Consider the following 24,097-nt stretch of genomic DNA (forward strand, 5'->3'; position numbering starts at 1 on the left):
TTAAACGAGGTTATAGGATTAAAGTGCACATTCTTATCTAGCAGAAACTGCTACATATAGTTTAGCAGTCACATCTAGTCTATATTTGAGATTAACTCGTTTCACATCGATCATTTCCTCTTCTCTTTCGTTGTTTTATCAAAAAAATTTTACATTTGAATTGGCTTAAACGTGAAGGTTTATTTAACTTGACCAAAAATCAAGCCAACAAATGATTTAACCAAGCTAATTTAAATTAGCTTATTTTTTTCCATAAAAAAACACGAACGATGATGTTAGTATTAGACCCGTGATTTCCACTCTGGATGGACGCGTTTCAATCACTAGATGCAATACCTTCTGATTACGTAGAAGATTAACATCATTACGATTCGTTCGTGTTTTTAATTAAATATTGATCTTTTGAAATGATTCTATTCGGCTAAAAAAACATCTACGCGGTTCATGATTTCGGATTCTAGGTTAGCTAGTTTTGCTTTTGTTGTTGCTTCGTCCTCACCATTAACTGCAAAGTAAAATTTGATTTTCGGCTCAGTTCCTGATGGGCGCGCACAGAGCCACGATCCATCTGCTAAGAAATATTTTAACACATTTGATTTTGGTAGCGTAATCGATTCGACCTGCGCTGATTCAACATTTGTTCGCTGACTACTTTGATAATCCTCAATTGTAACAACTTGCTGATCTATCACGGTAGCAGGCGGATTGTCTCTAAAGTCAACAAGTAATGCTTCAATTTGTTCAGCACCAGCCTTACCCTTTAAAGTAATCGAACGAAGCGACTCATAATAGTAACCATACTTCTCAAAAATCTCCTGCAAGCCTTGGTAAAGTGTCATTCCCTTTTGCTTGTAATATGCTGCAACTTCAGCAATTAACATGCTTGCTTGAACCGCATCCTTATCACGAACAAAGTCACCGACTAAATAACCGTAACTTTCTTCATAACCAAACAAGAATTGACGCTCACCTGTTTCTTCGTACTCTTTAATTTTTTCACCAATAAATTTAAAACCTGTTAATGTATCAACTGTATCTAATCCGTGGACTGTTGCAATCTTCCGGCCAATTTCACTCGTAACAATTGTTTTTAACACCGTTGCATTTTCTGCTAGATCACCTTTAGCTTGCTTTGCTTTAATTAAATAATCGAGCATCAGCGCACCGACTTGATTTCCGGTTAGGACAATATAATTTCCTGACGCATCTTTAGTCGCAACACCAACCCGATCTGCATCAGGATCTGTTCCGATTAAAATATCTGCACCTGACTTTTCACCTTGCTTAATCGCTAGGGCAAATGCAGCATGCTCTTCAGGGTTTGGTGATTCAACCGTACTAAAGTTTGGATCCGGTTGTTCTTGCTCTTTTACCACATCAATTTGCTTAAAGCCCATTGCTTTAAGTGCTTTACGAATTGGAATATTTCCAGTTCCATGAAGTGGTGTGAAAATAATTTTAAAATCATCTGCAACTTGCTCAATCATTTCCGGCTGTTGCACGATTGTCAGTAAGTTCTCTTGATAGGCATGATCAACATCGGCACCAATCATTTCAATTAGACCAGCTGCTTTTAACTCAGCTTCATCTTTAACATCAACGACTAACTCATTCTCAATTGCATCGACTTTAGCAATGATTTCTGCAGCCATATCAAGTGGAATTTGACCCCCATCATCATTATAAACTTTGAAACCATTATATTCTGGTGGATTATGACTAGCAGTAATCATAATCCCGCTATATGCATGAAGATGACGAACCGCAAATGACAGCTCCGGCGTTGAGCGTAATGATTCGAAAACGTAAGCTTGAATCCCGTGAGTTGCTAAAGTCTTAGCTGCTTCCATCGCAAATTTCGGCGATTTAAATCGTGAATCATAAGCAATCGCAACACCACGCTTAGCCGCTTCTTCCCCTTTTGCTAAAATATATTGCGCCAGACCAGCAGTTGCCTTTCGGATCGTATAAATATTCATTCGATTTGTTCCAGGCCCTAACACACCACGCATACCACCCGTTCCAAATTCTAAGTTTTTATAAAAACTGTCTTCTAATTTTTTCTCATCACTTCGAATTTCATTTAATTGGTCGCGTAATTCATTATCTAAACCTTGATAATGATCCCACTTTTCAAATTGAGTTTGCCAAGCCAAACTGAATCGCCTCCTGTAAATCTATATATTGTTTTTGATCCGAATCTATTATATCAAATATATGGCCACATTTGTAAAAAGCTCAAAAAAACAAACTACTTTTCCTTATTTTCTTTGATAGATTCTCTCAAGTTTAACGAAATGCTCTCAAGTTAGCTGATTTGCTCTCAAGTTCAGCAAAATATTCTCAAGTTAGCTGATTTGCTCTCAAGTTCAGCGTAATGTTCTCAAGTTAGCCAATTTGCTCTCAAGTTCAGCGAAATATTCTCAAGTTAGCTGATTTACTCTCAAGTTCAGCAAAATATTCTCAAGTTAGCCGATTTGCTCTCAAGTTCAGCGAAATGTTCTCAAGTTAGCCGATTTGCTCTCAAATTCAGCGAAATGCTCTCAAGTTAGCTGATTTGCTCTCAAGTTCAACATTTTTAGACACCTTCGAAAAGTAATCAATAAGTTAAAAAGCGTATCCACTAATCTTTGTGAATACGCTTTTTTCAACTCACTCTATTATCTAGCTCTTCGTAAAATTTCTACGCCAAATGGTTTCAGTGAAATTTTTCTTGAAACAGTTTCATTCGTTAATGCATCTGTATAATCAGCTTGATCTAACTCAACATCTGTCACTTCATTATTGAAGTTCAAGACAAAAATGAAGTCAGTTGTTTCGTTTGAACGAACTTGAGCCGTGACGCCAACTGGTAAGTCTTGCTCAATCACACGTTTCAATCGAAGATCTTTAGCAAGTGCTTGGTAAAAATCACGATTGAAGTCTAACTTTTGACGAGCAGCCATATAGTAGGCTTGACCCTTTCCAAACTGATTAACTGTTAATGCCGGACGACCTTGGTAAAAGTCTTTGCCATAATAAGCAAGTGCCTCTGCACCTTCTAAATGGATTAGGTCACATAGTTCACGTACTTCATATTCACCAGTTAAACCGAGTGGATTCTGGTCATCTAATTGAATGTTATTCGTTTCATGATCATATAATCCATCAATTTCTTCTGACCAAATCCCCAATGTTTTGCGAAGTGGTCCAGGGAAACCAGTTAAGTATGTTAAATCTGTTTCATTAACAATACCTGACCAGTAAGTCGATACAAATGTACCACCTGCTTCAACAAACGCTTCAATTCGCTCACCAACACCTTCGCGAACCATATAAAGCATCGGAGCAATGACTAACTTATACTGTGATAAATCACGATCCATATCAATCACATCAACTGGTATGCCCTGCTCCCAGAATGCTTGATAATGCTCTTGAACTGTTCGCTCATAATGAACCCCGATGTTTCTTGGTCCTTGTGAATCATTTACAGCCCAACGGTTTTCAGTATCAAAAATGATCGCCACTTCTGGCTTCACTGATGTTTCTACTAAATCTTCTAGATTCCCTAAAATCTCGCCAAGTTCTGAAACTTCTTTGAAGACACGCGTATTCTCATGACCGACATGATCAACAATTGCACCATGAAACTTCTCACTTGAGCCACGACTTTTTCGCCACTGGAAATATTGAACTGAGTTAGCGCCATGAGCAACAGCTTGAATTGATGATAGAATGTTCATTCCTGGTTTTTTCAATTTACTAATGTCTTGCCAATTCGTTAAGCTTGGTGTACTTTCCATTAAATAGAATGGTTGACCACCTTTCATTGAACGGAACCAGTCCTGATTCATCGCTGTATACGCTGCAATATGTCGTTCATCTTCTGACTCGTGCCAAGTTGGATACGAATCCCATGAAACAAAATCAACGACATCAGCAAATTTATCATAATTTAATCCATCAAATAACCCCATGAAATTTGTCGTCGCTGGGATGTCTGGATTTTTTGCTTTTAGAGGTTTTAATTCATGACGATAAAAATCAATCGTCTGATCGGTGACAAAGCGTTTCCAGTCAAGGTTTTGACCATGAACCATCGTCTCACCATGTGGTGCTGGTGATTCTACTTGTGACCAACTTGTATACGTATGGCTCCAGAAAGTCGTCCACCATGCATGATTTAACGCATCTAATGTTTGATACTTTTCCTTGACCCAGTTACGAAAAGCATCTTGACAATAATCACAGTGACACTCGCCACCGTACTCATTTGATAAGTGCCAGCCAACAATAGCTGGATGATTAGCATAACGCTCAGCCAGTTTCGTATTTATAATTGTAATCTTTTCACGATAAACGGGTGATGTGTAGCAATGATTATGACGCATTCCGTGTAGGTTTCGAACACGTCTTTCAGAAACTCTTAACACTTCAGGGTACTTCTCAGACATCCAAGTTGGTCTTGCTCCACTCGGTGTTGATAAGAAAATTGACACGCCATTTTCATACAAACGATCAATGACATTGTCCATCCAACTAAAATCAAACACACCTTCTTCTGGCTCAAGTTTTGCCCAAGAAAACATCCCAATCGACATCACATTAACATTGGCTAATTTCATTAATCGTAAATCTTCTTCAAAAACTTCAGGATAATCTAGCCATTGTTCTGGATTATAATCCGCTCCATGAAGCATTTTTGTAAATTTTTCACTTAAAGGTTTAAACATATTATCCGCCCTCACTTATTATTTTTTGTGTAATATTAATCTGCTAAGAAAACATCTAACGATTTTAGTGCATGACCGTTAAAGTCAAACATCGCTTGATTTGCCCAGTGGTTACCAGGTTCACCAATATCATTAGCATATTCCATACCTATTCGACTTGCCCAACTCGTCCCTTTAACAGGTAGCCAAGCTGGTTCCCAATAAACAACGCCTAATCCATGAACATCTTTGACCGTTTGAATTAAGTCAGTTAAAAATGCTGCTTGTCCTTCAACTGTTGGTGGATAACCTGCGATATCAGATAGTTCAGCATTGAAAATACTATCTTCCCCTTCTGGTTGTTGATCCGTAAATGCGTATGCTGTTTCAACAACCATGACGTCTTTCTCATAGCGCTTAGCGATATCCTTCAGATTATAACTTAAGTCAGCTAAAGAATTATGCCAATAAGGATAGTAAGACAACCCGATTATATCATAGTCAAGTTGCCGCTCTGTCGCTTGATCAAACCAGCCACGATAAAGATCATTTGCCCCACCAAAATCTAAATGAATAATGATTTTCAATTCTTCTTTTGATCTCATTTCTCTTGTTGCTTTAATTCCTGCACTCAACAGTTCTACTAAATAGTCAAAAGCTGCCTTCTGCACCTCGTGATCAATTTCTTCAAACTTTCGGTCTTCAAATAAATATTTCGCTATTTTTCCATCAGGGAAAATCATCCCATTCGTCGTTTCATTACCAATTTGAATATATGCAGGCATTAAATCTAATCTTTCAAAATGTTTTAAGGTCTCTTTTGTATAGCGATAAACTTGTTCAACTAAATCTTGACCAGTCAAATTCAACCACGCCTTAGGTTTGGGTTGCTTTTTAGGGTCTGCCCAAAAATCACTATAATGAAGATTGAGCATAAAATCTAATCCAGCTTGTTTAGCTCTTGCTGCTAATTCAATCGTTGTCGCTAAATCATTCGTACCACCTAAGTACGGTTGACCATTTTCATCATAAGGATCAACCCACAACCTTAATCGGATTAAATTCATTCCTTTGATTTTTAATATGTCGAACAAATCTTTTTCCTTACCGTCTAAAAAATATTTTCCACCAAATGTTTCAACTTCTTTGAGTGAAGAAATATCTGCACCTTTGATAAAATGATTCATTAAAAACTTCCTTTCATTAACCTTTTGTTCCACCAGCTGTTAAACCAGAAATTAAATACTTTTGTAAAAATAAATAGATGATTGAAACTGGAATAGCGATCAGCATTGCTCCAGCCGAGAAACGGACAAAATTATTTGAAAACTGGTCATTAATAAACTGATATAATCCTAAAGCAATTGTGTAGTTTTTCTGACTTCTTAAAACGATTGAAGGTAATAAGAAATCAAATAATGGTGTCATAAAATTGAACAATGCCACTACAGCTAAGATTGGTTTTGCTAAAGGAACGATAATTTTGAAGAAAACTGTCAAGTGACCTGCACCATCAATTCGAGCTGACTCATCTAATTCAAATGGAATTGTATCTAAATACCCTTTAACTAACCAAGCGTTAAATGGAATTTGACCACCGACATAAATTAAAATTAAGCCTGCCAATGAATCAAGTAACCCGATTAGATTCAATAGAATATAAAGTGCGACCATCGCCATCATCGACGGGAACATTTGCAGGATTAAGAATGTATATAAACCAAACTTCCTACCAACAAATCGATACCTTGAAAACGCGTAGGCAACTAATGACGTTATAATCACCGACAAAATAGCATTTGATCCAGAAACAATCATACTGTTCTTGTACCAAGTCAAATAATTACTATTTGAACCTGTAAATAACCACTGATAATGATTTAATGACCAATTTTCCGGGATAATTGTCGATGAATATAAACTAGAACCTTCATTTAACGACATCCCAAAAGCCCAAGCTAACGGATACAAAATAATCACAAACATAAAAGCAAAGACGGAATAGATACCAATTAATTCAAGTATATTTTTTAATTTTGAATTCACTATACTTGGCCCTCCTCTTTAAAGGATCGTGTTCTTCTGAATTGGAAAATAGCGAAGATAATTACGATCAATCCAATAACTAATGATACAGCCGCAGCCATATTATAGTTGTTAGTATCAAAGGTTAAATTATAGACCCATGAAATTAAAATATCGGTTCCACCAGCACTCTGTCCTTTAACTGCAGGTCCACCTTGATTGAATAAGTAAATCACATTAAAGTTATTAAAGTTTGTTGTATATTGAATAATCAATAAGGGTGCCGTCGCATATAAAACATGTGGCAAGGTAATGTTTCTAAATTTCTGCCATCGAGTTGCACCATCCACATCCGCTGCTTCATACCACTCTTTAGAAATACTTTGTAAAACCCCTGTGAAAAGAGCGAAAATAAACGGATAACCTAACCATGTTTGAATGAAAATTAAAGCTGATTTCGTATAAGCTGGATTTGACAACCATGGAATCCCATTACCACCGAATAACGGCATAATTATATCTCGGTTAATTGCACCAAAATCATCATTAAACATTGCTGCAAAAATAATGATCGAAACAAAACCTGGTACTGCCCAGGGCAAAATTAAAACTGTTCGAATGAATTTTTTGAACTTAACCCGAGCATCATTAACTAAAACAGCTAAAAACAAACCGAGGACGATTTGCAGTGATGTCGCAACAAATGTCCAGACTAAAGTCCACGACAATACTGATAAAAACGTATCTCGCCAAAGCGGGATATTTACTAGATCAATAAAGTTTTTAAAACCGACCCAATTTAATAAGTTTCTTGGTGGTGAATTATATAAATTATAATCTGTAAACGCTAAAGACAAGGCAAACAATAGTGGTAATACTACTGTGAACACAAGTAAGATTAAACCTGGGATGGTTAAAATATAAACAAATGACTTCTCGTATCCTTCACGAATAGAATTAATAAAGTTTGGTGGCTCCCAACCTGATTGGATCAGTTTTGCTTGTTTATGTGCATCTTTAATATTAAAGATGTAAAGTACAACAGCAAAGAAAATAATCACAAGTGAAATTAAGCCATAAACGAGTAAGAATACTGAGTGATCAACACCTGCAATCGTTCCTAATGTGGTCAGACCCCAGATTCCCGTACTAAGAAAACGACCAAAGATAACGAAAAAAGCGATTTCTAAAATGACAAACAAACTACCTTTCACATATCTTCGGTTATATAATTGACCTAACCCCGCAAAAATGATTGAAAGAATTAGCGCAACTCTAGGGTTATGATGCTTTTTTATTTTTTTCTGATCAGTCATCTTAAAATCTCCCTATTCTTAAATGAGTTTTGAGTAGAGAGCATACTCTCTACCCAAAACTAAACATAATTAATATAATTCAATTTGATCTTTAATATTTTGAACCGTCTCTGACAGCACTTCCTCAATGTCTTCACCATTAATAATGAGTTGAATCGCATCATCCATAGCCCAAACCGCTGACATCTCTGGAATGTTTGGCATTGGTGTACCATACTCAATTTGTTGAGTATGTCCAGCATATATTGGATCATCGATTGCATCTAGAATAGCCGGTCTTGGTGGTAATTCATTAGTTAGCTCATGATACAATTGTGAACTTTCATCATTTGTAATGAATTTTGCTAAGTCCATTGCCCACTCAGGATGCTCACTATATGAAGAAACTAGCCATGACTTAACACCAACGAATGATGGTGCAATTTCACCACCCATTTCAGGTAGGGGAGCAGTTCCTAAATCATCACCTAAAGCTCGTTGGTAATTTGAAATTGCCCATGGTCCACTAATAACCATACCAACTTTACCATCAGTAAATAGCCCATCTAGAACATCAACGGTTAGTGTCCTTGGTAAAATATCAGCATTAATAAATTCCATGTATTGCTCTAAACCAGCAACAGCGCCTTCATTATCTAAACCGATATCATCGACATCATAGACTCCATCTTGCTCCCCAAATATATAACCACCATTACTATTAATGAATGAATATAGGTAATAAAATTCTGGTGAAATTAAAAAGCCGTATTGATCCTTTTCACGATTAGTAAACTCAAGACTCATATCAAAAACTTCTTCAATTGTTGCTGGGTATTCATCAATAATTGCTTTGTTATAATAAGCAAAATATGTTTCAATCGCAACAGGTGCGCCGTAAATCTCTCCTTCATACGTGAACGCATCGATGGCAGCCTCACTAAAACCATTTATTTCTTCATTTGAATAAACAATCGGTGTTGCAAGACCTTGCGCAACAACATCACCTAAACGATCTTGGGGCTGGAAAAATATATCCGGACCATCGCCTGAGGGACCTGCTAAAGCTAAGTTTTGAACTTGATCAGGCATTGGAACGATTTCCATAACAACTTCTATTCCAGTTTCTTCAGTGTAATTTCCGAAATAATCAGCATATAATTCTTCAGCTGATATATCTCCATCCTCATCATCATGAACCCATACGAGTAGTTGCTCTGGCTTATCTGGCATTTCCCCTTCTTCTAGATCCTGACTTACCTGTGGCTCACCTCGATCTGGTTCACAAGCAACGATCAATGAGACCATTAATACTATTCCGAACAAAATCGCTAAACGTTTTTTAAATTGCATCATTTTGACCCTCCTAGTGTACTTAATTAATTTAATTTACATACTCATTATAAAACGCTTTCATTATAAGTTCCATATAATAATCTTCCGATAAATTTTCATATTTCTAAATAAACCGAGCATGAAGTATATATTTTTTTCAAAAAAAAGACTTTCAATAATTCATCAAATGCGATGACTATTGAAAGTGATCATAGGTTTAGTTTATTTACTTCATTTATTTATCATGTAATTCTCGATATTGCTTTGGCGTCATTTTTTCATGATTTTTAAATGTTGAGACAAAATGACTGGCTGAATTAAATCCAACCATTTTAGCAACTTCATTTAAGGTCATTTCTTTTTCTGTTAGCAACAAACGTTTTGCTTCCCGAAGTCTTAATTTAACTAAAAATGCGTACGGACTTAGTTGAAAAGTTTCATGAAACAACGTATTTAAATGCTGTGAACTCATCTTCGCTTGTTCCGAAATTTCTAACAGACCAATATTCTCAGGATAAACTTGCTCGAGCCACTCTACAATTGGCTTGATCTTATCGTAAGAATGAATTCTTGTAATCTGCTCATCGATTGTAATATATTTCTTTAAACCGATCATAAAATGATATATTTTCGCTGATAGGTCTAAATTAAGTATTGCTAGGTCCGCTTGCTGCGTTGAGATAAATGTTAAAATATCTTGAATCATCCGATAGAGTACCCCCGCTATATTCTCGTGGTAAATAAAAGAATGATTCATCTCTAAAGCTTCAATAATATTTTCAATTGCGGAACCACTAAAAGTCAAATAGATTGTTGACCAATCACTCGTCGTTTGATAATTCGGTTGATACTTATGCGGTGTATATGGAGCAAGTAGAACTCCACAGCCTTTTTTCAAAATAAATTCTTGATTATTAATTTCAACTAGTCCCTCACCATTAACAGTTTGAAGCCAATGATAATAAGGAAATCCTTCAGGACGATCAAAGTCTAACTCAAATGGATTATAGCCAATGCTGTCAATATATAGAGGTAATCTTTTTTCTAAAGGTGAAAATGTGTAGCGAATTTTCTCAATCATTTAAACCCCCACCTTTTATTAATCGCATATCTAAATTATACCCTTTTTTTTCGTCAGATCAAAGGCAGTGTCGAATCTGAGTTAGATTTTTGTCGAATAATTAATAATTTTTGTTGGATAGCTAGTATTATGCAATTAATTGTTTTACAATAGGTAGTGGACAATAGTTAACCAATCAAAGGAGCGATTTTTTCGTGGCTACTCATGATTTTAGTAAAGAGATGAAAGTATTTAGTTTAAGCTCGAACAAAAGCCTAGCTAAAGACATTGCCAAACATTTAGGTGTTGGCCTTGGAGAATTATCAATTAAAACATTTAGTGATGGTGAAATTCAAATTAACGTTGAGGAAAGTGTTCGTGGATTCGATATTTATATCGTTCAATCAACAAATGATCCAGCTGATCAGCATATTATGGAGTTACTCATTCTCCTTGATGCATTTAGACGTGCATCAGCGAAAACGATCAATGTTGTGATTCCTTACTATGGCTATGCACGACAAGATCGTAAAACCAAATCACGTGAGCCGATCACAGCAAAATTAATTTCAGATATTATTGAAAAAGCTGGGGCTGATCGTGTGATTTGCATGGACTTACATGCTGCACAAGTTCAAGGATTTTTCCATATTCCTGTCGATCATTTAAGTGGTCTGCCAATTCTCGCACCTTATTTTATCGAAAAAAACTTAGAAGATGTCGTTGTCGTGGCACCCGATCATGGAAGTGTAAAACGAGCAAGACAATTTGCTGATATTTTGCATGCACCGATTGCGATTTTAGACCGACGTGGTCCGAGAGAGTTGGATCATCCACTCGTCTCTGTCGTTGGTGATATTAAAGACAAGACAGTGATTTTACTTGATGATATTATTGATACTGGTCGTCGCGTATCAACTGGGGCAAAAGCTTTGCATATCAATGGAGCGAAAGAAATTTACGCTGCTTGTACCCACCCTGTTCTGTCTGGGATTGCAACACAATATATTGATGAATCACCGATTAAAGAGATGGTTCTTACCGATACAATTGCAATTTCACAAGATAACCTTTCCGATAAGATGACTGTTTTAAGTACGGCAGCACTATTTGCAGATGCAATTAAGCGTGTCCACTTAGAAAAACCAGTCAGCTCGCTATTTAATTATTAATATTTGAAACACCTTACTTGAGTGATCTCAGTAAGGTGTTTTTTAGTTGGTATATTTGGTTTGCGCTCGATATCCTGCATTTGCGCTCGTTCGAGCACAAACGGAGCAATTCCCAACCAAAATCTGCTCCGAATCCAAACAAAAAAGTCCAGCGCAGTTTATATGCTTTGGACTTAAATTATAATCGTTATTTAGCTTAGACTACTTGAAAACTATTCCATGTTTCAAAGGCTTCACCCGGCTCGACAATAATTAATTCATCTTGCCGTGCCATCTCACCTGGCTTTGCAGTCCATGGTTCAATACAGACAAAATCTTTATCTGCTTCAGACCACAAAACAGTATAGCGAAAATCTTTTGCCAGCTTCATTTGAACATCGATATCATCAATCTTTGCATCAATGTCTGTTCGTTTATTTTCTAAAATAACAGATTCTCTTAATTTCGTTAAATCAATTTTACCAGAGAATTCTTTTTCTTGGCCGTCATTTTCATCAAAATACACTTGTGCACCTGTATCGATCGAAATGACTTTTGATTCTGCTTTAAAATACGGATGGAGTCCTGGATATATCGGCATTGAATGTTTACCGATATTTCGATAAGTTTGGTAAATGATCAGTTGATCATCTTTAAGTGTATATGTGAAAATTACTTCAAAATCGAATGGATACACTTCTTTAGTACCAATACTGCTCTCGAATAAAATAGAAATAAATGCTTTATCTTCATCAGCATGAGTCTCAATGACTTCCCAAGGATGAATGCGGGCTAGCCCATGGTTCGGCATTTTATATTCTTTGTTGTTCCACTGATACGCACCATCAGGTAGTTGACCAGAAATCGGAAACAAAATTGGAATTCCGCCACGAATATTTTGCTTACGGTCATAGAATGTCTCTTCATTTAAATAAAGTTTTTCTTTACCATTTGTACCGTAACCAATGATAATACCGCCACGTTCAGGACATACTGTAATCCATGATGTACCTTGCTCATTTTTGAGTTGATACACCTGAAACATTTGTTTTTCAAAACTTTCAATTTTATACATAAGTTAGATATCCCCTTAATATTATGATCTATCTCTATCTATCTAATCAAATGTAGTCTAGTAAAAACTTAGCTAAATATAAGCACAATAGTTTTATTATACTAGATAACTTAATAGATTAATATCTTTTTTCGAAGTTTTTTTACAAAAAATTTACGAGAAATTAAAAAAGACACTCATTTCAGCATCTTTTTTAATACATATGATTTTAATTACAACCAATTTGCCTGTGACAGACGATTAATGAAGTTCATCGGAAGGCGAAACAGTTCATCATTAATCTCGATCGTTTCTGCCTCTTCTTCAGCTTGATGATTTGACTTAATCAAATTCACTTCTGTATGTAGAGCCTCCATCTTTTTATCGAGTTGATGTGCAACTTCTGCCGTTGCAGCAAGATCTTGTTTAATATGATCAGGAATCTCTTTGTTATATTTATAATAAATTTTATGCTCTAACGACGCCCAAAAATCCATCGCAATTGTGCGGATTTGTATTTCTACAAAAACGTGTTCCTCACGGTCAGACATAAAAACAGGAACCTTGACAATTAAATGTAAGCTCCGATAGCCGTTCCCCTTCGGTTCATTAATATAATTTTTTTCTTCAATAATATCAACATCACCGTGCTCTTCTAACATCTTGTGTAACACATGAATGTCTGACTCAAACGAACAAGTAATCCTTAGTCCAGCAATATCACGGATATTTTCCCGAATCGAATCGATCGTTAGTGGACAACCTTTTTTCTGCACCTTGCGCATAATACTCTCTGGCGTTTTTACCCGAGATGCAACATGCTCAATCGGATTATATTCATGGATATGTTTAAATTCATTTTTTAACAATTCTATTTTTGTTTTTAATTGTTCAAGAGCAAATTTATACCCCATCAAAAATCGGAGTAGTTCCTTTTTTTTATCTTTAAAATTGTCAGGATTAATTTGAATCTCTTCTTTCATAAAAGACAACCCCACTTTAAACTTATTTCCTTCTCTTTTATCTTAACATAGGCAGACTTAATAAAGCTAAAGAAATGAATGAAATCAATCGACAAAAATGTTTGTATTTAATCGGTAAAACCTTGCAATTTTAGAATGTTCTCTTCATAATTAAATTGGAAAGCGAGGTTATCATTATGAATAAAGTCAGTCAATTTAGTTTAGGTGAAGAGATCGCTAATGCGATTACCCATGGCGTTGGGATGGTCTTAAGTATTGTCGGTTTAGTTTTTTTAATTATCTTTTCAGCTCTTTACGGATCCGCATGGCATGTCGTGAGTTTTACTATATTTGGTGTGACAATGGTTTTCTTATATACCTCTTCAACATTACTGCATAGTTTGCCTAGAGGTAGGGCAAAGGATGTGTTTGAAATTTTAGATCATTCTTCGATCTACTTTTTTATTGCTGGTACTTACACTCCCTTTTTATTAGTCGCCGTTCGGGGGACATTAGGTTGGACTTTATTCGGTATCGTATGGGGTGTAGCAATTGCAGGAACCATATTTAAAGTGTTTTTTGTCAAACGTTTTGTGCTTGTATCGACAGTATTATATGTAGCTATGGGTTGGCTTATCGTCTTTACCTGGCCGACATTAACCGAGCAATTAGCAAGAAACGGCATCATCTTATTAATCATTGGTGGTTTATTTTATACATTAGGAGCAATCTTCTATGTCTGGCGCTTTTTTAAATACCACCATATGGTCTGGCATCTTTTTGTTTTAACAGGAACGATCCTCCATTATTTTACGGTTTTAATTTATCTTTTGCCGATCGAAGTTTAATCAATTAGCAATTAAAAAACGAGTGGTCGCTGTCTTGCTCGCGATCACTCGTTTAATCGATTTACGAATCAATCATTCCTCTTACTTTTGCTATTTCTTCATCACTGACGACATAATAATAGATCCCATCAATTGTCGTTCCTGTGCCTTGAACTTGATAATTAACGACGTTACGTCTCGTATTACGGTAATGGGATAGTAGTGAAACCATATCATTAAACTCCATATTCGTCCCCATGTTCTGACCGAGAATATTCGTTAATTCTACAATCCTTGTCGCATTCGCAATTGTTGCTCCCTCATTAATAATCGCTTCAATTACTTTGCGTTGCCGATCTGTTCGGCCAAAATCACCTTTTGGATCTTGTTTACGCATGCGAACATAGCTTAGTGTCATGTCCCCGTTTAGTTCGACAGGGCCAACCGGAAAATGATAGCCACCTTGACTAAAGTCCAATTCATTATTAACAGTAACCGTGCCAAGCTCATCAACGAGTTCAGCTAAACCGCTCATGTTAATCCGAACAAAGTAATCAAAGTCAACACCTAAAAAGCTCTCGACTGTTTGAATGGCCATATCTGGACCACCATAAGCATAGGCGTGGTTGATTTTTTCAACTGTCCCTCGTCCAACGATAGGCGCGCGTGTGTCTCTTGGAATACTAATCATTTGCATCTCATCTTCACCAGGTTTTAATGTCAAGACAATCACTGCATCAGATCTACCACTGTCAGATGATGTCGAATCGATTCCAAGTAGTAAAATATTTAAATTTTCACGTTCTTTAATCTTTTTCTCTGTAATATTTGGATCAATTGATGTAACCGACTCATACATATTGCCATCAATATTTTGTTTAACGCTATTCAATATATATGCGGCATAAATTCCAATTGAAAGAATGATTACACCAACCACAATTAAAGGTGTTAATATCCACCAATTGCGTTTCTTTTTCTGCTTTACTCTTCGTTGTTGTTCCATAACCATCGTCCTATCTATTTATGATAAAGTGAAACTTCAATCAGTGCGGGTTTCACTGATTGATTAGTACCACAAGGGTATGACCTAAAGGCCCTTGAACCAATCGGAAAGCTACTGCGATAAAACCTACTCTCACTAGTATAGCAAAAACTACAGATTGAACAAGTTTTTTACAGATTTTTCGTTAAAATAGTCACTAATTCTCACGTAATACTCGTCGATTATTACGTACCTGTTCAATCACTTGATTGTGTGTTTGTTGGAAAAAAGTCTCATTCAGTTGATAGCCTTGATTGACTCGGTAGACATTATTTTCCCATAACACTTCAGCCGTTTTGTCTAGCATTGACGGTTTTCCTATTGACGGTTCTTCTAACAAGGATAAGTAAAATTGATTTAAATCTGTTTGATCAAGTAATGGATGTTGTTGAACCGTAGAAAGCCCATGATATAAGTCATTTGCTAATGCCTTTACTAAGGACCAGACGACATTTTTATTCGTCGCATTTTCTGGTATCATCGCAATTAAGCTTGTATTTTTAGCAATTCCGTTCATTTCAAATGGAGGCTTTGTGATCCGCCATTTTCCAGCTTGTTCTGGTAACCAATTATAGAGCGTATCAACCATATAGCTAGGCGCTTGAAACATAACTAATCGATCAGCCTTTAAGTTATTATAACCAGATTCCTGCCAAACTGATTGATAAATATCTAATTCCATTGCATCGATTATCGTTAAACCTTCCAATAAATTAGCAAAAGGTTCTTCTTGATAAATATATTGATAATTTTGATCGAATGGGTAACTAGAATTTAATCCCCATTCAAGCATGACTTGTAGTGATTCATAAGCATAAAGACCGTCATCACCCAATCGAGTCACAATTTCTAACCAATTATCAAGATCAGCTAGATAGTCACCTAATTTCTCTGGATCAGTGGGGAAACCATATTCCGCTAAGATGTCAGCTCGATACAGCGTTACATACGGATGAGTATGAATTGGAAAACCATACATTTCATCTTGATCATTTAAATAGTTGTCAAGCAATGCATTCGGTCTTGATCTGAAAAATTGATGATCATAATACGGTTGTTGATTTAAGGTTTCAAATTTATCAAGTCCAGAAAAAGCCCCAATATCTTGAGCAGAAACAATCATCAAATCCGGTTCGGTATTCGTAAGTAATGCCTCATAGTATGTATCGACTAAATTGAGCCGATCGACCACTGTCACTTCAAACTCAATATCATCATGTTGATAACTAAAATATTTCAGTGTGTTTGTAACAATGTCCTCAGGTGTCCAAATCTCAATCTTTTTTATTTTTGACGAGTCAGCTCGTTCCGATTTTGTCTCAGGCTGATTGATAAAGTAACTTTGATATTCTGTTTCTTTCGGAAGGTTGCAAGCAGATATTAAAAGTAACGTTAGTATAATAATGCCTAGTCTAGTAGTTTTCATGAATGATCACCTCGTTTAGGTGCAAAATTCAAACCATTTTTCCCTTTATTTTTTAACTCATACATTGCTTGGTCAGCCGCATTTAATAATGCATCGAGAGTGTTACCATGCGCTGGATAAAAACTAATCCCAATACTTGCGGAAATATAAACCTGTTCACCTTTAATGGAGAATGGTTTTGCCAAAACAGACAAAAGTGATTGACCAAATTGTTCAACTTCAGTATCGCTAGCCCCTCTAATAACCTCGATAAATTCATCGCCAGCCAGACGGTAAAAGTAAACACCTTCATATCGCTGATTAAATGAGCGAACTCGATTGGATATGTCAATCAATAATTGGTCACCACTACTGTGACCATAAGTATCATTAACCAATTTAAATTGATCAAAGTCAATAAACAAAATTGCAAATTTATTCAGACGTTCTTCAATTAGCTCCTCTAGATCGCGATAAAAAGAACGTCGATTTGGTAATCCTGTTAAATTATCACTATGTGCGACTCGATAAAGTGTCTGCTCAGATTTTCTTAATTGTTCTGTTTTTTCATCTAATTCAAGGAACATTCTCTTCAAACGATCGCCAACAATTCCAATATTATTAGCGAGTTGTGAGAACTCAATAATTCTCGATTTTGGTACCACAATTTCTTTCTGCTTGATCATCGCTAAAGGCAGCTCTGAAGCTAAGTTATTTAATTGGGCCAGTTGTTTTGTTAGAATCCAATCAGCGATTAAACCGAAAATAAACGATGCAAAAAAGACAATCATAATTAATAGATAGTACAAAATCATCTCTGTAATAAAAGGAATAAATTGATCGACTAATGGCATAATTAAATGAATCTCTTTATCGATAAATGATACCTTATTGATAAAATGCCCATTGTACCAATTTCTGATCGGATCTGGACTCGAATCAATCCAGATCGAATCTTGAGCAGTCAATTGAATAATGTTCCCTTGGCGCATCCTTTGATCCAGAAAACGATAATCCTGAGCACTTTCTGAAGTCGTAAATATCGATTGATCGTCATTAAAAACATAAACCTTGTCATTTGTATCCGCAACAAATTGCTCAATTGACTGATTAAAATAACCTCGCTCAATCGTTGAGCCTAACAGAAACCTTTGAACTTCTATTTCATCCAATTGGTCAATGTAAGTATGAACGAGTTCATCAAAGTCATCTGATCGTTCAACAAAATAATCAATTGTCTCATTATATTTGATATATATTTTTAAACTTGTAACTAACATTAATGGAATAATTGCAACAACGACAATGACGTTGAAAATAACTTGACCGAATAGAATTGGCTTTCTGTATGAAATACTCTTCCTTAAGTAAGGAAAATATGGTAGGTAAACCGTCGTTAAATCAAGAGTCAAAGCAACTAAAATTAACAAAATCCCATGTTGTAAAAAAGATAAGTAAGCCAAAAGCCTCAAATCATTGTATCCCAAATAGAAAAAAGTAAATAGGAAATAGACGATACCGACAATGAGTACCGTTAAAAATGACCACTTAAATAATTCCTTTTTCTCTCGATTATAGAGCCATGCAATGATCACAACATGGATGAAAGCTAGAATTGAAAATCGAGCCATTCCCCCATCAAAATAGATGAGCGCATTAATTATAGCTGATACGATCACAGCATATGAAAAAGGTAGAAATCGCACAGCTAGCATCAATCCGATTAAGGACAAACTGACAGTCAAACCAAAAAATACAGGCATGTCGAAATTATGAAGCAACAAGCTTATTACAGTGATCATTAATCCAAGTGAAAAATGTTTATTCATTGGCCTATCTCTCCCATTAACAACATTTTTATAGTGTCACCATCGCTTATTGAACGACTCTCACTTATCGCTCGTATGAGTCGATTGAAGTCGGAGTGTTCTGTCAGAAATCAGATAAAAATCGACAAAATTACGAAAAAATGACAACAATATCCGGTATCTAGTTGCAAACTCAAAAATTATTGCTCTTATCTAGTCATATATTACCACACAATAACGAGAATAACTATGAATATATCAGTATTTTTTTACGGTAATAATCGTTAATACATATCTTAAATCAATGAAGTTCAATTTGGTATATAACAAGGTTTTACAAGTGTTAAGAAAAGATTGCGATTCTTACAGTCAATTTACAGCTTGATTAAGTCAGCTGAAATATTGATTATTGTCATATTGCTCGGGTATACATAGACTGCAAGACAAAAATAAGGAGGATTTTATGATGAAGAAAGTAGTTCGAATTTTAGGTGTCGCTTTAGTATCGATTGGATTTCTAGCAGCGTGTGATGCAGATATGGAAAACCCAGACGTAAACGATCCAGCTGTAAATGACCCAGCTGTTGAAGATCCTGCTTTTGAAGACCCAGCTATCGATGACGGTGTCGATGGCGATCTAGATGACGGCGGTTTTTAATTAATCGTATAGATTGAGATTGGGCCACTCTTATATTGAGTGGCCTTTTAGTTTAGCTAATATATGCTTGAAAATAAATTGACTCACATCGATGGATGTTGCTTGATAAATTGTTTTAATATGTGCATTTGAGTTTACCTCACAAATAATCGGTTCATTATTTTGATCAAACAAGAGATCAACACCAGAAAAATCAGCACCGACCGCTTGTGAAGCAGCAATAGCAAGCTCAATAAATCGATCATTCGGTTCAGTAGCAAACATTTTCGCACCATTAGTGACATTCGCTCTAAAATCATGGCTCGACACTCGCTCCATACTTGCAACGACTTGTCCCCCAACAACATGTAACCTCATATCCCTACCGTAACTTGACTGAATATACTCTTGAAACAAATGCGGACGATGAATCAACTTTGTTGCGATTGCATCTAATTCTGTGCGATTATGAATCAAGTAGACTTGCTCCCCAAATGAACCATACGCTTCCTTAACAATTAACGGATAGGATAAACTTTGCTCAACATGATCCAAAAAAGTCGACTTCGGCTTTTTGATCTGTGCAAATAACATCGGCGCAAAAATCGTTAACGGTTGTGGTAGTCCTGCTCCAGCTAATTGCTGATGCATCGTGATTTTATTATCACAAACAGCAATTGTTTGAGCAGAATTAAAAATAGGCATACCTAATCGCTCTAATTGATTCGCCAGATGAATGTCCTTATCTAAATATAATATAAAATCTGGTTTAGCTAATTGTGGTTCAAGTTTGAATTGACCATTTTCAATTTGACTAAATAACTGATTATTGGCGATCGGCTTCAGCTCAATTTGAAGCGTTTTTGCTGTTTTAACGTACCAATTATGGAGATCGATAAATTTTTCCGTCGCCATTCCACCATTATAAATAAGCCATCCTGTTAATTTCATAAAAATACCTCCAATAAATAGACATTATCACGTAAATACTGTTTATTCGACAAAATACTACATTTCTTTTCCTTTAGATGCGATAATAGATAGATTCATTTTACACTAAACGGGGGATAAGAAATGAGAAAATTTAAACAAATCAAATTTTTACTCCCACTCTTTATGATTGTATTGCTCCTTGCACCTGCTATTGTAACAGGTTATATTTCTTTTAAAAATACAGAAATTATTGAAAAAGCAACGATTGATAAAGCTGAAATCGAAGCTGTTGGGACAAAATACCGAGATATTTTTATTGATTATGAGCAAAAATTATTTGCAGTCAGCGAGCAAGAACAATTGCAATTTGAAACCATTCAAGTTGATGACGCTGAAGCCCTTGATACATCTAATTTACCACAAACAAATGACCCTAAATTAAGTGGTTATTACAAAGATTTTTTTAGTGAGCATGTACAAGATGATACTTTAATCGTTAATTTTTTCCTTGGAACAGAAGATGGTGCACTTTACTTAAACCAACCAGAAGGGATTGATCTAAGCAATTATGATCCACGAACAACCGATTGGTACACACAGGCAATTGAAGCTAATGATCAAGTGATTTGGACAACTCCATATATTGATAATGCTACAGGCCGTTCGGTTATCAGTGTAGCAACTAGCATCGAGAACTCGACTGGAGCGACTATTGGTGTAGTTGGTTTAGACTTTGATATGGCTCACTTAGCAACGATGATCCGCTATGATATTTTAATTAACACAATTGTTGTGACATTAATTGCTACAGTGATCGGATTAATTATCATTTTATTTTTTGTTCGACGGATACTATTTAACTTAAATACCGTTCGAGATGAAATGGATCGAATTGCCGACGGTGATTTAACTAGGGATAGTATTCAAGTTAGAGGAAATGATGAGTTTAACCAATTGGCACAATCGGTCAATCGAATGAAACAAAGTCTAATTACAATGATTACCCAAGTAAAAACAGTGATACATGAGGTTGCAGAGCAAAGTCTAACATTATCCGAAACGTCAAACTATGTTAAAGAAGGTAATGAACAGGTTGCTGCTACAATGGAACAACTTTCATCAGGAAGTGAATCGCAAGCAAGTAGCACAACAGATTTAGCATTAATGATGGAAAATTATAATGTCAATGTTAATGAAGCAAGTCAGAACTCGATTACGATTGCAGAAAGTTCTAACGAAATCGTTACCTTATCAAATCACGGCTCAGAGCAGATCAATCAATCTCAAGCACAAATGAAACAAATTTATCAAATTGTATCCGATTCGTTTACAAAAATTCAAGCATTAGATCAAAAATCACAAGCAATTCATTCGATCGTAACTGTTATTCAAGAGATCGCCGAACAAACGAATTTACTTGCACTTAATGCAGCAATCGAAGCCCCCAGAGCTGGAGAAGAAGGCCGAGGCTTTGCTGTTGTAGCAGATGAAGTTAGAAAGCTCGCTGAACAAGTGAGCGAATCCATTTCAGGTGTATCAACGATCATTAATGAAATCCAACTAGATTCAAGCGAGGTTTCCGCAACACTCGAAAATGGCTATCAAGAAGTGAATCAAGGAACGAAACAAATTGAGCAGACTGGTCAAGCATTTGATCAAATTAATCAAGCAATCAATGAAATGGTCAATAACGTTCAAGCAACCGTCAGCAATTTAGCAACGATTACGAATGACACAGAAAAAATTAGTCATTCGATTGAAGATATTGCTTCCGTCTCAGAAGAATCTGCAGCCGCTGTCGAAGAAACAGCCGCATCGGCCGAAGAAACCAACAGCTCAATGGAAGAAGTTTCACGAAGCGCTGAATTACTCTCAAACCTAGCAGAGCAACTCGAAAATCAAATGAATCAATTTAAACTCTAATCAAAACAGGTGAATCATTTGCGGATTCACCTGTTTTAATTGACATAAGTGGGACTGGGCCTGCGATTACTCGTCCATCGAAAACATTTGTTAGTACCTTAAAGGGATGACCTAAAGGTTCTTGAACCGATTTTCAAACGTCCAAGGGTACGATTAGCTCCTATTCGTTAGAGATCACACCGAGATAGAGGACGATTTCCGACGATTAGCTCCTATTCGTTAGAGATCACACCGAGATAGAGGACGATTTCCGACGATTAGCTCCTATTCGTTAGAGATCACACCGAGATAGAGGACGATCTCTGATGATTAGCTCCTATTCGTTAGAGATCACACCAAGATAGAGGACGATTTCCGACGATTAGCTCCTATTCGTTAGAGATCACACCGAGATAGAGGACGATTTCCGACGATTAGCTCCTATTCGTTAGAGATCACACCGAGATAGAGGACGATTTCTGACGATTAGCTCCTATTCGTTAGAGATCACACCGAGATAGAGGACGATTTCCGACGATTAGCTCCTATTCGTTAGAGATCACACCGAGATAGAGGGCGATTTCTGACGATTAGCTCCTATTCGTTAGAGATCACACCGAGATAGAGGACGATTTCCAACGATTAGCTCCTATTCGTTAGAGATCACACCGAGATAGAGGACGATTTCCGACGATTAGCTCCTATTCGTCACCGAACCCAAAGTCCCTAAGCAAAAAATAAATTAAAATTTCTATCAGCGTGGGGGGTTCTTGATCCCCACTTTCAAATCTTAGTTTCCTTCGAATTTTTGAATCGAGAGTCTCACTGACAGTCACACTACGATAAATAAAAACAAATCATTCAGATGACAAGGACGCATTAATCAAGTAAGATAAAAGTAACCGATTAAGAGGAGGTCTTATTATGACACCAAAAGTAAGATGGGGAATATTGAGCGCTGCCGGTATTGCCAGAGAACAAGTAATACCTGCACTTAAACGAGCAAATAATGTTGAAATTGTTGCAATTGCTAGCCGATCAGGGAACGCCAAAGAAACTGCAAGTATGTTCAACATTGAAAATGTATATGATAACTATCAACAACTTTTAGATGATCCAGAAATTGATGCGGTCTACATCCCGCTTCCAAACCACCTGCACAAAGAATGGGCAATTAAAGCTGCCGAAAAAAAGAAACACATTCTTTGTGAAAAACCTGCTGCTTTAATGGCAGCTGATGTCATTGAGATTAAACAAGCATGTGAAGAAAATAATGTCTTCTTTATGGAAGCCTTTATGTATCATTTCCACCCACAACATGAGCGGGTACGCGAACGAATCCGCAATGGTGAAATTGGTGAAGTAAAACAATTTAACGGGAGTTTTTCATTTTTAATGCACAATCCTGAAGAAAATATTCGCATGAGTAATGACAAAGGTGGCGGAAGTCTTTATGACGTTGGTTGCTATCCAATTCATGCAATGCGCAATATTTTAGGACAAGAGCCAGAAAGTGTCCGAACCGAGGCGGTGATTGATCCTAAATATAACGTTGAAATCAGTTCAATTTCACATTTTAAATTTGAATCTGGAATCATTGGTGTCGTTGACAGTAGCTTTGCCATGACGATGCGCCATGAATATGAAGTGATTGGAACAGAAGGACGAATTTCTGTCCCTTACGCATTCAGACCTGATATTCGTGAAAATGAAGGCCTAATCATTATTGAGAGTGGAGGGAAAATTAGAGAAGAACGCTTAACAGGTGATATTTATCGATCAGAAGTCGAACATTTTTCCGCAGCAATCCAAAACCAAACCGAACCCGCAATCACTTTTGACAACACATATCACAACATGCTCGCAATCGATGCTTGCATCAAATCAATCGAAACTGAACAAAGAGTTCGTGTTTAACTTAATCAAAACGACCTAGCCATTTTCTGACTAGGTCGTTTTTTAAA

The 24,097-nt window shown here is 36.3% G+C and carries 18 protein-coding genes; 5 read left to right on the forward strand and 13 right to left on the reverse strand.

Annotated elements, in window-relative coordinates:
- Positions 1–413 precede the first annotated feature (413 nt).
- From ABD814_RS00990 to ABD814_RS01020, 7 genes are all read right to left on the reverse strand, one after another.
- Entirely contained in the window at positions 414–2,156 is a 1,743-nt protein-coding gene (locus ABD814_RS00990) for a phospho-sugar mutase (protein WP_344909541.1), read from the reverse strand.
- Between the two features lie 504 nt (positions 2,157–2,660).
- Complete coding sequence (locus ABD814_RS00995; protein WP_344909543.1) at positions 2,661–4,715, reverse strand: beta-galactosidase; 2,055 nt, start codon at positions 4,713–4,715, stop codon at positions 2,661–2,663.
- A 35-nt stretch (positions 4,716–4,750) separates the two neighbouring features.
- On the reverse strand, positions 4,751–5,881 hold the full coding sequence (locus tag ABD814_RS01000) for a glycoside hydrolase family 53 protein (protein WP_344909545.1): 1,131 nt from the start codon (positions 5,879–5,881) through the stop codon (positions 4,751–4,753).
- A gap of 16 nt (positions 5,882–5,897) precedes the next feature.
- Positions 5,898–6,740, reverse strand: a complete 843-nt coding sequence (locus tag ABD814_RS01005; RefSeq protein WP_344909547.1) for a sugar ABC transporter permease — start codon at positions 6,738–6,740, stop codon at positions 5,898–5,900.
- Complete coding sequence (locus ABD814_RS01010) at positions 6,740–8,035, reverse strand: carbohydrate ABC transporter permease (protein ID WP_344909549.1); 1,296 nt, start codon at positions 8,033–8,035, stop codon at positions 6,740–6,742. The genes ABD814_RS01005 and ABD814_RS01010 overlap by 1 nt, the downstream gene beginning before the upstream one ends.
- Before the next feature lie 69 nt (positions 8,036–8,104).
- A complete protein-coding gene (locus ABD814_RS01015) occupies positions 8,105–9,370 on the reverse strand; it encodes a sugar ABC transporter substrate-binding protein (protein ID WP_344909551.1) in 1,266 nt (421 codons plus the stop codon).
- A 214-nt stretch (positions 9,371–9,584) separates the two neighbouring features.
- The gene (locus ABD814_RS01020) at positions 9,585–10,430 is read right to left on the reverse strand and encodes an AraC family transcriptional regulator (protein WP_344909553.1); all 846 of its coding nucleotides are present in this window, start codon (positions 10,428–10,430) and stop codon (positions 9,585–9,587) included.
- 194 nt (positions 10,431–10,624) lie between these two features.
- Between ABD814_RS01020 and ABD814_RS01025 the strand changes: the two genes are divergently transcribed.
- Complete coding sequence (locus tag ABD814_RS01025; RefSeq protein WP_425549036.1) at positions 10,625–11,581, forward strand: ribose-phosphate diphosphokinase; 957 nt, start codon at positions 10,625–10,627, stop codon at positions 11,579–11,581.
- A gap of 196 nt (positions 11,582–11,777) precedes the next feature.
- Here ABD814_RS01025 and ABD814_RS01030 read toward each other — a convergent pair whose 3' ends face one another.
- Both ABD814_RS01030 and ABD814_RS01035 read right to left on the reverse strand, forming a co-directional pair.
- Positions 11,778–12,635 carry an aldose epimerase family protein gene (locus ABD814_RS01030; RefSeq protein WP_344909555.1) on the reverse strand — a complete coding sequence of 286 codons (858 nt, stop codon included), beginning with the start codon at positions 12,633–12,635 and terminating at the stop codon, positions 11,778–11,780.
- A gap of 212 nt (positions 12,636–12,847) precedes the next feature.
- Positions 12,848–13,597: a GTP pyrophosphokinase gene (locus tag ABD814_RS01035; RefSeq protein WP_344909557.1), complete on the reverse strand. Its 750-nt coding sequence runs from the start codon at positions 13,595–13,597 to the stop codon at positions 12,848–12,850.
- A 176-nt stretch (positions 13,598–13,773) separates the two neighbouring features.
- On the opposite strand from ABD814_RS01035, the gene trhA reads away from it, so the two are divergent.
- A complete protein-coding gene (gene trhA, locus ABD814_RS01040; RefSeq protein ID WP_344909558.1) occupies positions 13,774–14,424 on the forward strand; it encodes a PAQR family membrane homeostasis protein TrhA in 651 nt (216 codons plus the stop codon).
- 61 nt (positions 14,425–14,485) lie between these two features.
- Here trhA and ABD814_RS01045 read toward each other — a convergent pair whose 3' ends face one another.
- The 3 genes from ABD814_RS01045 to ABD814_RS01055 form a co-directional block, all read right to left on the reverse strand.
- Complete coding sequence (locus tag ABD814_RS01045; RefSeq protein WP_344909560.1) at positions 14,486–15,409, reverse strand: LCP family glycopolymer transferase; 924 nt, start codon at positions 15,407–15,409, stop codon at positions 14,486–14,488.
- Between the two features lie 196 nt (positions 15,410–15,605).
- A complete protein-coding gene (locus ABD814_RS01050) occupies positions 15,606–16,874 on the reverse strand; it encodes an ABC transporter substrate-binding protein (protein WP_344909562.1) in 1,269 nt (422 codons plus the stop codon).
- Positions 16,871–18,682: a diguanylate cyclase domain-containing protein gene (locus ABD814_RS01055; RefSeq protein ID WP_344909563.1), complete on the reverse strand. Its 1,812-nt coding sequence runs from the start codon at positions 18,680–18,682 to the stop codon at positions 16,871–16,873. Before ABD814_RS01055 ends, ABD814_RS01050 begins: the two co-directional genes overlap by 4 nt.
- Before the next feature lie 445 nt (positions 18,683–19,127).
- Between ABD814_RS01055 and ABD814_RS01060 the strand changes: the two genes are divergently transcribed.
- Positions 19,128–19,319, forward strand: coding sequence for a hypothetical protein (locus ABD814_RS01060; protein WP_344909564.1), 192 nt, complete (start codon positions 19,128–19,130; stop codon positions 19,317–19,319).
- Between the two features lie 30 nt (positions 19,320–19,349).
- Here ABD814_RS01060 and ABD814_RS01065 read toward each other — a convergent pair whose 3' ends face one another.
- Positions 19,350–20,249, reverse strand: a complete 900-nt coding sequence (locus ABD814_RS01065; RefSeq protein WP_344909566.1) for an ATP-grasp domain-containing protein — start codon at positions 20,247–20,249, stop codon at positions 19,350–19,352.
- A gap of 123 nt (positions 20,250–20,372) precedes the next feature.
- Between ABD814_RS01065 and ABD814_RS01070 the strand changes: the two genes are divergently transcribed.
- Positions 20,373–22,154, forward strand: coding sequence for a methyl-accepting chemotaxis protein (locus tag ABD814_RS01070; RefSeq protein WP_344909567.1), 1,782 nt, complete (start codon positions 20,373–20,375; stop codon positions 22,152–22,154).
- 903 nt (positions 22,155–23,057) lie between these two features.
- Positions 23,058–24,050 (forward strand): Gfo/Idh/MocA family protein, encoded by a 993-nt coding sequence (locus tag ABD814_RS01075; RefSeq protein WP_344909568.1) that lies wholly within the window; start codon positions 23,058–23,060, stop codon positions 24,048–24,050.
- The last annotated feature ends 47 nt before the right edge of the window (positions 24,051–24,097 follow it).

It is taken from the genome of Amphibacillus indicireducens (assembly GCF_039539605.1).
In the GTDB taxonomy this organism is placed as follows: domain Bacteria; phylum Bacillota; class Bacilli; order Bacillales; family Amphibacillaceae; genus Amphibacillus; species Amphibacillus indicireducens.

Coding starts and splice junctions, on each gene's coding strand:
- ABD814_RS00995 (WP_344909543.1), bottom strand. CDS start 4,715: ATGTTTAAACCTTTAAGTGAAAAATTTACAAAAATGCTTCATGGAGCG.
- ABD814_RS01000 (WP_344909545.1), bottom strand. CDS start 5,881: ATGAATCATTTTATCAAAGGTGCAGATATTTCTTCACTCAAAGAAGTT.
- ABD814_RS01010 (WP_344909549.1), bottom strand. CDS start 8,035: ATGACTGATCAGAAAAAAATAAAAAAGCATCATAACCCTAGAGTTGCG.
- ABD814_RS01015 (WP_344909551.1), bottom strand. CDS start 9,370: ATGATGCAATTTAAAAAACGTTTAGCGATTTTGTTCGGAATAGTATTA.
- ABD814_RS01020 (WP_344909553.1), bottom strand. CDS start 10,430: ATGATTGAGAAAATTCGCTACACATTTTCACCTTTAGAAAAAAGATTA.
- ABD814_RS01030 (WP_344909555.1), bottom strand. CDS start 12,635: ATGTATAAAATTGAAAGTTTTGAAAAACAAATGTTTCAGGTGTATCAA.
- ABD814_RS01035 (WP_344909557.1), bottom strand. CDS start 13,597: ATGAAAGAAGAGATTCAAATTAATCCTGACAATTTTAAAGATAAAAAA.
- trhA (WP_344909558.1), top strand. CDS start 13,774: ATGAATAAAGTCAGTCAATTTAGTTTAGGTGAAGAGATCGCTAATGCG.
- ABD814_RS01045 (WP_344909560.1), bottom strand. CDS start 15,409: ATGGAACAACAACGAAGAGTAAAGCAGAAAAAGAAACGCAATTGGTGG.
- ABD814_RS01050 (WP_344909562.1), bottom strand. CDS start 16,874: ATGAAAACTACTAGACTAGGCATTATTATACTAACGTTACTTTTAATA.
- ABD814_RS01055 (WP_344909563.1), bottom strand. CDS start 18,682: ATGAATAAACATTTTTCACTTGGATTAATGATCACTGTAATAAGCTTG.
- ABD814_RS01060 (WP_344909564.1), top strand. CDS start 19,128: ATGAAGAAAGTAGTTCGAATTTTAGGTGTCGCTTTAGTATCGATTGGA.
- ABD814_RS01065 (WP_344909566.1), bottom strand. CDS start 20,249: ATGAAATTAACAGGATGGCTTATTTATAATGGTGGAATGGCGACGGAA.
- ABD814_RS01070 (WP_344909567.1), top strand. CDS start 20,373: ATGAGAAAATTTAAACAAATCAAATTTTTACTCCCACTCTTTATGATT.
- ABD814_RS01075 (WP_344909568.1), top strand. CDS start 23,058: ATGACACCAAAAGTAAGATGGGGAATATTGAGCGCTGCCGGTATTGCC.